This window comes from Pseudomonas sp. Marseille-Q1929 (genome assembly GCF_017316265.1).
In the GTDB taxonomy this organism is placed as follows: Bacteria; Pseudomonadota; Gammaproteobacteria; order Pseudomonadales; family Pseudomonadaceae; genus Aquipseudomonas.
In genome coordinates, this window is record NZ_JAFLWU010000023.1 from 86,828 (window position 1) to 98,726 (window position 11,899).

The 11,899-nt window shown below is 55.9% G+C and carries 11 protein-coding genes and 1 pseudogene; 6 read left to right on the forward strand and 6 right to left on the reverse strand.

Going from position 1 to position 11,899, the window contains the following annotated elements; genetic code table 11:
- Nucleotides 1-41: 41 nt before the first annotated feature.
- Together J1G37_RS21940 and merR are read right to left on the reverse strand one after the other, a co-directional pair.
- A pseudogene (locus J1G37_RS21940) lies at nucleotides 42-879 on the reverse strand (MFS transporter); the annotation flags it as partial.
- Nucleotides 880-1,295: 416 nt separating this feature from the next.
- A complete protein-coding gene (gene merR / locus J1G37_RS21945) occupies nucleotides 1,296-1,694 on the reverse strand; it encodes an Hg(II)-responsive transcriptional regulator (protein WP_200645948.1) in 399 nt (132 codons plus the stop codon).
- A 75-nt stretch (nucleotides 1,695-1,769) separates the two neighbouring features.
- Here merR and J1G37_RS21950 point away from each other — a divergent pair, with 75 nt between their 5' ends.
- The 6 genes from J1G37_RS21950 (at nucleotide 1,770) to J1G37_RS21970 (ending at nucleotide 6,095) form a co-directional block, all read left to right on the forward strand.
- Nucleotides 1,770-2,114 (forward strand): mercuric transporter MerT family protein, encoded by a 345-nt coding sequence (locus tag J1G37_RS21950; RefSeq protein ID WP_200645949.1) that lies wholly within the window; start codon nucleotides 1,770-1,772, stop codon nucleotides 2,112-2,114.
- 12 nt (nucleotides 2,115-2,126) lie between these two features.
- Nucleotides 2,127-2,402, forward strand: coding sequence for a mercury resistance system periplasmic binding protein MerP (gene merP, locus J1G37_RS21955; RefSeq protein WP_200645950.1), 276 nt, complete (start codon nucleotides 2,127-2,129; stop codon nucleotides 2,400-2,402).
- A 7-nt stretch (nucleotides 2,403-2,409) separates the two neighbouring features.
- Nucleotides 2,410-2,628 carry a GDCCVxC domain-containing (seleno)protein gene (locus J1G37_RS29075; RefSeq protein ID WP_234452077.1) on the forward strand — a complete coding sequence of 73 codons (219 nt, stop codon included), beginning with the start codon at nucleotides 2,410-2,412 and terminating at the stop codon, nucleotides 2,626-2,628.
- Nucleotides 2,629-2,966: 338 nt separating this feature from the next.
- Complete coding sequence (locus J1G37_RS21960) at nucleotides 2,967-5,090, forward strand: TonB-dependent siderophore receptor (protein WP_200645951.1); 2,124 nt, start codon at nucleotides 2,967-2,969, stop codon at nucleotides 5,088-5,090.
- Between the two features lie 206 nt (nucleotides 5,091-5,296).
- Nucleotides 5,297-5,566: a PepSY domain-containing protein gene (locus tag J1G37_RS21965; RefSeq protein WP_200645952.1), complete on the forward strand. Its 270-nt coding sequence runs from the start codon at nucleotides 5,297-5,299 to the stop codon at nucleotides 5,564-5,566.
- Nucleotides 5,553-6,095, forward strand: a complete 543-nt coding sequence (locus J1G37_RS21970; RefSeq protein ID WP_200645953.1) for a cytochrome b/b6 domain-containing protein — start codon at nucleotides 5,553-5,555, stop codon at nucleotides 6,093-6,095. Before J1G37_RS21965 ends, J1G37_RS21970 begins: the two co-directional genes overlap by 14 nt.
- A gap of 591 nt (nucleotides 6,096-6,686) precedes the next feature.
- On the opposite strand, the gene J1G37_RS21975 is transcribed toward J1G37_RS21970, so the two are convergent.
- From J1G37_RS21975 to J1G37_RS21990, 4 genes are read right to left on the reverse strand one after another with little or no spacing between them, the layout of a single operon-like run.
- Nucleotides 6,687-7,094 (reverse strand): TetR/AcrR family transcriptional regulator, encoded by a 408-nt coding sequence (locus J1G37_RS21975; protein WP_200645954.1) that lies wholly within the window; start codon nucleotides 7,092-7,094, stop codon nucleotides 6,687-6,689.
- A complete protein-coding gene (locus J1G37_RS21980) occupies nucleotides 7,091-8,980 on the reverse strand; it encodes an integrase (protein WP_200645955.1) in 1,890 nt (629 codons plus the stop codon). The genes J1G37_RS21975 and J1G37_RS21980 overlap by 4 nt, the downstream gene beginning before the upstream one ends.
- The gene (locus J1G37_RS21985) at nucleotides 8,977-10,653 is read right to left on the reverse strand and encodes a hypothetical protein (protein WP_200645956.1); all 1,677 of its coding nucleotides are present in this window, start codon (nucleotides 10,651-10,653) and stop codon (nucleotides 8,977-8,979) included. Before J1G37_RS21985 ends, J1G37_RS21980 begins: the two co-directional genes overlap by 4 nt.
- A complete protein-coding gene (locus J1G37_RS21990; protein ID WP_200645957.1) occupies nucleotides 10,653-11,798 on the reverse strand; it encodes a tyrosine-type recombinase/integrase in 1,146 nt (381 codons plus the stop codon). The genes J1G37_RS21985 and J1G37_RS21990 overlap by 1 nt, the downstream gene beginning before the upstream one ends.
- Nucleotides 11,799-11,899 lie beyond the last annotated feature (101 nt).

The window sequence follows — 11,899 nt, forward strand, 5'->3', positions numbered from 1 at the left end:
TTAACTTGACCAGTCATTTGCATTCGAAGTGACCAGTTGGTCACGGATTCGGCATAAGCCAATACCAGATCGGCCAAAACCAGCAGTAGTAATCCGACACTCAGCAGCGTTGTGCGACTGATACGATCAGACCATTTGCCCACGGGGTAGGCAGACAGCACGTAGAACCCCGCCATTACCATCATCACCAGAGGTACCCTGGTGGCGGAGAATCCCAATTGCTGCGCACGCAACACCAGGAACGCCTCGCTGAAACGCGCCAGGGTGAAGACCGCGCCTATTCCGACAACCCAACAGTAGGCCGTCGAGAACTGCTTGAGTGAGCTGAGACGGATGGGCGGGCGAAAGTGATGTTGCCTGCTCTCATGCGTTGGCTCGCTCACGCCTGCCATGAGAGAGCCTATTGCCAAGAACGCAGGGATGACGGCAAACCACAGCACCAGTGAAATATCATTGGCGAACCAAAGTATCAGCAGGATCGCCAGGATAGGGCCGAGGAAAGCCCCTACAGTATCCATTGATTGTCGTAATCCGAACAGGCACCCCGGATAACCGGGGGTGCCATATCCGCGACCAGTGCATCGCGCGGTGCCACTCGAATCCCCTTGCCGATCCGATCCAGAGTGCGGGCGGTAAAGACCAATTCTGCCGAGGCCGCGAGGGGGAACAACGGCTGGTTAGCGCCGCCAATCCGTAGCCGAGCAGCAGGCCTTTGCGGCGGCTAATAAAGTCGCTAATCGCCCCGGAAAAGACTTTGACGATAAGTGCGGTAGCCTCTGCTACACCCTCAATCAAGCCAACGGTCAGCATACTCACGCCCAGTCTCCCCACCAGAAACACCGGCATCAGGCTGTGTACCAGTTCGGACGACAGATCCATGAACAAACTGACGAATCCCAGCACCCAGACCGCGCGGGATGGCTGTTCGGCTCGATTTGGCAGTAAGTACTTCCATCTTTATTTCCTTATCACAAGGTGATCAGTTCTGGATCAAAGTAGGTAGCCCCTCGATATTCCCAGAGCCGTCCAGCGGGTACCTGCCGAAGATCTTGCCTGTTTTATTCAGGGCAATCAGTTCGCCCGGGCGTTGATATTGCCCAGAGAGCGATCTTGTCTTAGTCGTAAATGATCGCGGAGAGATTCTGTTTCAATCCTTGCTGAGTTGTTTGGCAGTAATTGACCATCCGCTTGCAGCAAGTATGGCTCAAGGTCCCGGGAGGTAGATTTTGTCGCGGCCTTGAGACGGGGGAGTGCCTTTCATTCGCTAAGATCATTTGTCTTATCGGCAATGCCATTCAATCCCTGACCAGCACGTCGATGATTGGGCAATCAGCGCCGCCATCACCAGCGTCACATTGCCGCACCAGGTCATCCAGCACCTGTCCGATGGCAGCAAGGTCTGCCATCTTCTGTTTAATCAGGGCGAGTTTGTGTGCGGCCAGCATCCGCGTTTCGTGACAGGCGCATGCCGTGTCCAGCGTGAGCAATGTGCCGATCTCCGACAAAGTGAAACCCAGTGCCTGCGCCCTCTTAATGAAGCGCACCTTTTTGACTTGTTCGGCTGAATAGCGCCGGTACCCGCACAACGGCTTGGCAGGTTCGGGCAGCAGTCCGCATCGCTGGTAGTAGCGGATAGTCTCGACGCTCACCCCAGCGGCGTCAGCCAGCTTGCCGATGGTCAGGTTTGCTGTCATCACGTTCTCCTTGACTCCGTACTTAGGTACGGAATTCAGAATAATACTCAGGCACTCAGGTTCAAGGTGGCGGGAATGAGACTCACCGGACAAGGCTCGCTGATCGGAAGTGGGTTGGCGGCTATTGGTGCATCGATTTGCTGTGTAGGGCCGCTCGTGCTGCTCACGCTCGGCATCGGTGGCTCATGGGCGGGAAACCTGACGGTGATGGAGCCTTACCGCCCTCTATTCATTGGCCTGACGCTGCTGTTTCTGGGGCTGGCCTTCCGCACGCTCTATCTGACGCCGCAGGTCTGCGCACCAGGGACAGCCTGTGTCGATCCACGCCCGCTCGCGCGGCAGCGGATCGTGTTCTGGATCGTTGCCGCATTGCTGTCCGGTTTGTTGATCCTGCCCTGGTTCGCCCCACTGTTCTACTGAAGGTGATCAATCATGCGCCAACTACTAATCGCCGTACTCGCCGTCCTCCCGATTACAGCCCTGGCGGCTCCCCCAAGAACGGTCACGCTCGACGTACAGAACATGACATGCCCGGTTTGTCCAATCACGGTCAAGAAGTCACTGGAGAAGGTCGTTGGCGTGAGCAACGTTCAAGTCGATTTAGCTCAGAAGACGGCTACTGTCACCTACGACCCTGAAAAGACCCCGCCCGAGGCTCTGACCGAGGCGACCACAAACGCGGGCTATCCCTCCGACGTGCAGAACTGAGAACAGCATGAGCGTGATCACTCTTGAGTCCATACTGACCTGTCCGCGCTGTAGCTTCGCCAAGCAGGAAACCATGCCAACGGACGCTTGCCAGTTCTATTACGAATGCTGCAATTGCAAAGTGTTGCTGCGGCCCCACTCCGGCGATTGCTGTGTGTTCTGCTCGTTCGGTTCGGTGAAATGCCCGCCAATCCAACGGCAGCGCACCTGCTGTGGCCAGGCTTAGCCGCGAGCTCTTAAAGGCCGTCATGAGGTCATCCCAATGACTGCCGCAATCAACGACTGCATGTCTAGCGTATTAGCCCCGCATCTTCTCGCTTGCCGTCAGACGACGCCGCCGAGCCGGATTACTTCAGGCACCCGTTGAGCATTCATGAAAAGCTGCTGCATATCCCGATGGACTTTGATCCAGAGCAGAAGCTTGGAAAGGCGTGACGGAGAGTCCATCGATTAAATTGAGACGATCGTTCTGAGTAGGGTCAATTATTTGTATCGGAATGATATGTATTTACTTACACAAGATAATCGTTATCATCTGCGCGATAATTCATCCAAAAGGTGTCTATGGTGGCTCGATCGCGCATTTACCCAGCCTCTCTGTCGTTGCTGGGAGCTCTGGTTGTACCTGATTTACAGGCAGAAACGGAGTCTGCTCTAACCCTACCGGCAACCGCTGTGAACAGTGAGTACAGCGAACAGAGCTACATGCCGACTGAGAGCAGGAGCGCGCTGAAGATCGATGCCCCGCTGCGTGATATCCCGCAAACCGTCAACGTGATTCCCCAGAGCGTCATCAAGGATCAGGGGGCGCAGTCGATGGAAGACGTGCTGAAGAATGTCCCCGGTATTGGTCTGTCCAATGGCGATGGCCAGCGTGACCAGGTCACCATCCGTGGTTTCAGCGCCATTGGCGACATGTACGTCGACGGCATTCGTGACGATGCGCTGTACTTCCGGGATCTGTCCAACGTCGAGCGGGTGGAAGTGATCAAGGGACCGGCCGCGGTACTCTATGGTCGCGGTTCTTCCGGTGGCCTGATCAACAGCATCAGCAAGAAGCCCAACTTCGCGCCCAAGCAGGAAGTCGGTGTCAGCTTCGACAGCGAGGGCAAAAAGCGCACGCAGTTCGATGCCGGATGGGCCGATCAGCAGCAGGGCGATAAAGCCTTTCGTGTGACAGGCGCGCTGGAGAACAGCGACACCTTCCGGGATGACGGCTACATCGATCGCAAGGCCATCGCGCCTTCAGCCTACTTCAAGCTCTCGGATGATCTGGAGCTGAACCTGGGCGCGACCTATCTGTATGACAAGCGCCTGATCGACTTCGGCATCCCGGCACGAGGCGATCGTCCAGTCGATGTGGACCGCGACAAGCGCTTCGGCTCCGCCGATCCGGATGACGACTACACTCGCAGCGAGGTGTTTTCATTCACCGCCGGTGTCGACTACCGGATCAACGACGACTTCAGTCTGAGCAATACCAGTCGCTACTACCACTACGACCTGGATCGCAACAACACACTCGCCGACTCCAGCCCGACACGTTTCGTCACTGCCGCCAATGGTGAACTGCTGGTCAAGCTCAACCGCGGCAATGTGCAGCGCAAGGAGGACGGGTGGTTCAACCAGACCGAGCTCAAGCAGCGCGCCGTTCTCGCCGGGATGAACCATAACCTGCTCTATGGTGTGGAACTGGGGCGGCAGGTGAAGGATCAGTCCGTATTCAGCCAATCCAACGTGGCCAGGGTGCCGGTGTACCGCGACGCCTTGATCGATGTGCCGTTCCAGGCCAACCGGCAAACCGCCAAAGGCGCCAATACCCAGGACACCGCCGGGTTCTACGTACAGGACCTGATCGAACTGGCCCCGCAGTGGAAGGCGCTAGTGGGCGTGCGCTATGACGTGTTCGACCAGGAGTACGCCGATGACCTGACGAACAAGGAACTCTCCCGCACCGACACTACCTGGAGTCCGCGAGTCGGTCTGGTCTACCAGCCTGATCAGGTGCAGTCCTATTACGTCTCGGTGAGCCGTTCCTACCAGCCCTCTGCCGAAATGTTCGCCCTGAGCACGACGAACCAGGACCTTGAGCCCGAGGAAACCACCAACTTCGAGATCGGCGGCAAGTGGGACCTGCTCGACAATCGCCTGGCGTTGACGGCGGCGCTGTTCCGCCTGGAGCGCACCAATATGAAAACCAGCGATCCGGCGAACCCGGCCAAGCTGGTGCTGGCGGGCGAGCAGCGTACCGATGGCTTTGAGCTGACCGCCAGCGGGCAGTTGAGTGACAAATGGCAGGTCTATGCCGGCTATGCCTACCTGGATGCCGAGATCACCAAGTCCAACAGCCGTACCAACGGTGTCGCCAACGAAGGCCAGGTGCCCACCTTGACGCCGCGTCACAGCGCCAACCTGTGGTTGGTGCGTTCGCTGACGCAAACCTGGCGTGTGGGCATGGGGGCTAACTATGTCGATGATCGCTATACCGCGCTGGATAACAATGTAGTCATGCCGGCTTACACAACGGTGGACGCCGCGCTGCTGTACAACCAGCCGAAATGGGACATGGCTCTGCGTCTGCGCAATGTCTTCGACAAGGACTATTACGCTTCGGCGCATGGCTCGGTGGATCTGATCACGCCCGGCGCCCCACGGACGCTGGAGCTGAGCACCAACTATCGCTTCTGAGTACAGACCTGAAAAACAGACGCCCGGCATTGTCGGGCGTTTGTTTAATGGGATTGCCCCTGAAGGGACTGTCAGTTCCTCAGGGGCGGGACCTGTACCTACCAGCCACGCAGTGACAGTTCTCAAAAGCCCAACTAATCTTCAGGCTCAAGCTTGATTGAGAATCTATCGCGTTGTCAGGCAAAACAATATTCCGAGGAAAAACTATGCGCAAACTACTGTTGATTTCCCTTCTTGCAACCACTCCTCTGGCGTTCGCCGGTCCTCAATGCACCACAACCGACAAAGCCCAATGGCAAGATCAAACCAAGTTCCAGGAAGACCTCAAGGCACAGGGTTACGACATCAAGAAGTTCAAGGTGACCAGCGGCAATTGCTACGAGATCTATGGCTGGGACAAAGACAAGCGCAAAGTGGAAATCTACTTTGACCCAGTCACTGGCAAGGTCGTGAAGCAAGAAATTGAAAAGAGCTGATGTAAAGACTGAAACCCTGCACGTCTGGGATCCGCTCGTACGCTTTTGCCACTGGTCCCTGGTGATTGTCTTCGTCGGCGATTACTTCCTCAATGACGAAGGAGAAGGCTGGCATCGCTGGCTTGGCTATTACGCCGTAGCGGTGGTGATGGTACGTGGGGCGTGGGGTTTCATCGGTTCGCCGGCGGCGCGTTGGTCAGACTTCTGGCCGACCCCTACGCGCCTTGTGCGCCATATCAGGGCCTTGGTTCGCGGTGAGGACTATCACCGCATGGGACATTCGCCACTCGGTGCGCTGGTGATGGTTCTCATGCTGCTGTTAATGACCGGCCTTGGTATCAGCGGCTTCCTGATGGAGGAAGTGGACTATTTCTGGGGGGAAGACTTGCCACGTGATCTCCATGAGTGGATGGCCAACACGCTGTTCGCGCTGGTCTGCGTGCATATCGCCGCAGCAGTGGTGGAAAGCCTGCGTTTACGCGAGAACCTGCCTTTATCGATGATCACTGGCGTACGGCGCAAACGTTAGGAGGCCGGATACAGGATTGCTTACCAAAGCTCTGATGAAACTGTCTGTCATTGTGCTCGCCACGGAAACACCGGGCTGCTCGCACTCTTGGACGACTTGGGTCTTGAAGGATTTCGGGTAGGACTTACGTTGGCGCATGGCGATCCTGGCGTTAAGGGCAATTGCGTCCGCTTAAAAAATATGCGGACACAATCGCCCTTATCGGCCGGGCGAGGAAGGTTTGTTCCCCGGCCCCTTACCAGCTACCTCTATCTCGTCAAATTATGCATTGAGCAACACTGGTGTTGAGGGGACCTGCTGCTCAATGGGTTGCCGACCGATACGTTGCCAGATCACATTCCCACTGAACCGCAGTCGCATCACTTGCACACAATCGCCCTTAGCGTTGGGATCAGGAAGGTGTGTTGGCCGGACGGTTATGGGCACACTCCTTGAAACGATTCGTCTGCGGCAAGTTGTTTGGCTGACACTCCCCAGTGATTTTTTTGTAAGTCCCTCCCTTCTGGCAGATTCCGTCCTACGGACAGAACATACTTGGAGGGAGTATCAGAGCATTTTCGTAGCACATTTAGAGAGCGAGAGCTTCCGGAATTACAACTTGCCCGAGGGTAGATCTACTACCTTGGGGTCGCTCTGCTTTGCCTTTAGAACACGGCTCTCGGCTATCAATACCTCGTTAATCGAGGCGAGGTTGGCAATCTTTACGCGTAGCTCCTCATTCTCTTGGCGGAGCATTCGATTTTTCTCGCGTTCAGCCAAGAGATCCTGGTGTTTCACATCCCGCTGAGCACGACTCGAACGTCCCTGAGCTTCACGGATCGCTTCGGCGATATTTGGGTAGTGATTGTGGATCAGCGCCGTCGAAACACCGGCCTCACGCGCCACCGCGGCGATGGTGACCTTGGATTCTCCGGTGTGCGTCCGACCACGCTGGATGCGCGCGAGCGCGAGTTGCAAATCCCGCTCGCGGGCGTCCGAGGGCTTGCGTTTAATGGTCATGCTACGTTCTCCTCCGGGTCGTACCCAAGCTGCATAAGCACGTCACGACAGCGATCCAGATCACGCAATACGCGCTGTCGGCCACCGTCACCAATGTCTTTGCAATCCAGCAACCTCTTCAGGTTGTCGTAAAGGCGCTGGTAGATACCAACATGTGCACCTCCAATCACGGCGTTGTTGCAATCGCCGCAGCGCGTTCGCTCCATGGTGTTGCCGACGCAACGATCATCGTCGGCGGTACACCAGGCGTGACCATTACTTCGAATCGCGGTGCTCTCAGCAATCGAGGTCACCATTGAGGCGTGGCTCTTGAAGATCGCGAGGTTCGCCGAATCGCGCTGCCAATGCTTGATTGATCGACCGTAGCCGCCAGTCAGCGGTGTGTCCCCCAGCCAAGTGCCGACAACCTCGGACTTGATGTCTTCGAGTTCTGACTGGATGTCTTCGTACAGTTCAATATCGAGATGCTGCCCCCAATCTTGGTCCATGGCGTAGCCCAAGGTCATGTCCATGGACCAGTGTGCGAAATGCTCACGCAGGTAACGCAGGTCGCCGAATTGACTGTGTGCGGCATAGTTGGCGAATTTACGGCGAAATTGGTGGCTGGCTAAGATCCAGTTCAGACCACAGCTCTTCGCGAACGCTTTGAGGCACATGTTCCATGCCGAGCCCGAGAGGGTACGAACTTGATTTCGTTTCGTGGCGGCCACCCCGAGAAAGAGAGCATGCCGGTGTTTCTGCGCTGTGGCGATTTGCGGATCACTCGAATTAAGCTTTCTTCGCTCGCAGATTTCAGCGTCGATCATAGCCTGGTACGGCTCGGCCCAGCGCTCCATTAGGCGCAACACGTGCACGGCAATTTCTGGAATCATCCAGTCGTGCACGCCGGTATCGGTTTTTTCCGACGTAGAGCGCAGCCAGTGAAAGACCGTGCCTTCATCGTCTTCCGTACGGTGGTGCGCGCCAGCTTTTACGTTGGCCAACTCATGATTCCGGCAACCGGAGGTGCTGGCCAGAACGATATAGGAGGCGGTTCTCAAATCTTTAATCGCTTGATTGAATGTCTCAAGCCCGCCTTCCCACCCAAGAGCCGTCAGCTGGCGAACCTTATGCTCCTGAACTGATCTGGTCACCTGTCCCTTGCGTGCTACAGCGACGCTATCGAGGGTGTCGCGCAGGTCGAGCAGACGCTCACCGTGCTGAACCTGTTCATAGGCCTTCTCGAACAACGTACAAAACACCTCATCCGGTATCAACGGCGTTTTGCCGGCCTCACTGTTGAGGGAGGCTCTACCGGCCAGGGCTCTCGCCGATGTATCAGGCCAAGGATGCCTTGCGATCGGGTCGTTGGTGTACTGACTGAGTTCATGAAGCGCCTCGACTGACATAAAACGACGTTCAAGGGCCGCTGGAGACAGCGCCTGCCCCCGATTGCGACGCGTCTGTCGGATCTCCCTACATTCGGCGACGTAATTTGCACAGATCATGGGCGTTACAGCGCCGAAGTGGCCGAGCTTAAGTGCGCTTAGATATCGCAGGAAGGGCAATACATTTTCAAAAACACTGCGCAAAGTACTTGCCACGGGACGCTTCTGCCCTGCGCGACCGCGTCGTAGGTAGCGATACAAGAGCGACTTCATTACCGCTACAAACGCAGCGGGTACTCGATTGAAGTCCAAGTTCCTCATGTTGTCCGGTACATTGCTCGTCATCCCTTCGAGCTGCCAAATGTTATCGCGATAGCGACTGAGAATGACCCAGTGGCCATCAACATGAATGGCGCTGACAATGAGTGCTTCGCGGTCGCTCTCGGGCAACTCACGTATATCCCCTGGCTGTAGTTCGATACTTGCCCAGGGCAACATGGTCACATTGCTTTTGCTCATGCAAACATCTCCAGACTTTCCACTACATCGGACGACCAAAACGGGTGCGGATCGCGGCGAGCCTGCTCGCGAGCAGCTTCAACGGCGGCCGATTTGAAGGTTCCACGCCGCAGCCCTTCAGCCACGATATAGTCGTCAATCAATCGAGGAATATGCGCGTATTCCTGCGCCCAACGCCGTTTGTTCATGCGGGGACGCTCCGCAAACACACGAAAGTAAAAACTAAATAGCCGGTGTAAATCGTCTCCCGTGACCGCGTAATGTTTGCATCGCAGACAGTTGAGGAATGAAAAGCACGCCTCCCCCTCACGTTTTGGCGCATATTGGCCGTTTACCGGATCACCACAGCGCCCCATTGGGGTAGTTTTGTAAGTAGCGCCAATAGTCCGGCTGAGTAATTCCTGAACCATTATCTCGCCCATAAACTGCCAGTTGCGCCTCGCGTCTGCGCTAGGTGCCAAGTAATTTCGTCCGGCCACCTGTGGTGTGTTACCAAGCGCGATGGCCGTGGTCATCAGGTCACCCGCGAGCAATTCGAATATTCGGTTGGCAAACGTTTTACGTAGTCGAGAGATGTTGATGCGCAGCGGCTGACCATCCGTATCGACAAGTCCATAATCAGTCACCAATTTTTTGGCCGCTAGTTTCAACGCTGAATCCGTCAGGACAATGACCGTGCCGACGCCTGGACCACGGTGCACGCGATACAGCCAAACGCAATCCTTGATGTCGTTCGGAGCCTCCGCACGCAGCGTTTCACTGTGAGCAAGGACACGGCGGATCAGGCGTTCAATGTTGGTTTTGATGGTTGGGGTCGACTCCAGCCGACGCTCAGTGGCGCTCTCTGCGCGCAGAGCCACTTTACTGCTGCTGTGTCCGCGGCGCTTCCAGAGGACCAAAAAGACACTGTTGTCTTTGGGGTGAGCGCGCAGGCAATCATGCCCCATCTCCAGCAGCGGCGTGGCGTTACGCCCGGTGTGCAGCGCAACGGTTAACAAGGCATAAGCCAGTAGCTCGCCTGTCACAAAGGCGTCTTCATTCCAGATTGGCAGGGTCGCCTGTTTTAATGCTGAGGTGAACGCTTGTCGCTGACGTTTCGGCAGTGGCGTTTCCCCCTTACTCTTACCACTGTTTGGGAACGGATTTCGCGGAAACGTCGCATCGTCCCCTGTGGTGACCAACGAAATTATCCCTCTGCGGCCCAACGCGTGAAGGACGCACTTCATACCGGTGTAGTGAGTACTCTGGCTAAGCGTGGTAATGCCCAATCCAGCAAGGTAGCCAAGAAAATCGTCAATCAATGCACGATCGATGTCGTTCAGGGTCAACTCACGGCTGAGCGCGGTTGCACGCAAAATCATGAAGTTAAGGAAGTGGCGTAAACCACCTTTACAGAAGCTTGCTACGGTACTCGCTTCGACCCCAGTGTCCTGCTTGGCCAGAAAGCGTTCCGTCTGTCGCTGACAGGCATACGTGATTGAATCGATACCCACGCCGTACCAGAAAGCGAAGTCGATGCCTCGGGAACGCGTGGCATTCCTTCCGAAGTCGACCCTTGTGTGGACAGGTGGAATCACTTCGGGCAGAACAATGACAGACCCGTTCGCGTCGTGACTATGCTCGACTTGCGGGATATTGAGGTCGGTCTTTAAGAAGACCTTGCGCTTCCCCATTAAACCGCTCCCAAGTCGTCAGACAGTTCATCGTCGTAAGCCAGCACCGCGTTGTCGGCCAGTTCGTTGACCAAGTGCAAGTACACCATCGTCGTCTGGATCGAACTATGACCGAGCTGCCGCTGCACAAACACGAGCGGTTCCAGGCTGCTGCCGTTGCGCTGAAGGGCGACCAGCGTATGGGTCGCGTAGGTGTGGCGAAGCATGTGCGTATGTACCTTGATATCCGCACGCTTGCCAATTTCTCGGACAATGCGCTCGATGCGTTTACCATCATCGGCGTAGGGCTCGCCAGATTGATTCAAGAACAGCGATTTGTGCTGAGTACGACTCAGTGATGCCCGTTCACCACGAACCTGAACGACATATCGGTGCAGATCCGCGAGAAAGCGTCGACTGATAAAAATGTCACGCGGCTTGCTTCCCTTCGTGCGCATCCCGTGGCCATCGTGTGGATCAAGGCGAACCCGGATGTTGCGCTCGTGCCTGCCGGCTTTATCCGGATCGAAGACATACGCCAACGGAAAAGAGGCGATTTCCGCCCGCCGCAGCCCCGTCTGAAGTCCGAGTCGAATCATCATTCGGTGATGCGGATTTTCCGCCTTCTCTAGCAACACTTTAATCTCGTCCATGCTGAGGAACTTCGGCAGCACCCGATGCTGACGCGGCATGACGTCGTTCACCATCGCCTTTCCGCCGCTGGCATTGATGTGTGCAAGAAAGCCGGTGGGCCGTCTGACCTTCCTCTCCTCATAACCAAACGGCAGTCTACCCACCCATCCCTGCTGCTGAGCGTACTCGTAGAATTTGCAGACATAGTGAAGTCGTTGGCGTGTTGTTGATCGGGCCAACTGACACTCCACCAGGCAGTAGTCCCGGTAACCGGCAACGACACTCTTGGCCTCGCCACGATCTACGTCTCGCCAGTCGAGCTCATGTGCCTGAAGGAAACTGAAAAAGTCGTAAAGAGCACGCCCCGTGCTTGGCCAAGATTTCCGCGACCCAATGGCTCCTCTCAATAGAAAATGGCGCATGAATTCATTGGCAGGAACGCAACTGTCCATCGTGTCCCAAAGCAAGAGCGGAAAGCCTGGATATGGACGACCGCCAATCACCAAAGACTTAGTAGCCCACAGAAGCTCCATCTACTCCCCCTAACCTATGACCTGAACTAACGATTCGATAATTATTTTCTAATTTGTTGTTTATAAAATACTTATGTCCTAACGTTTATCAAGCCCCAGAA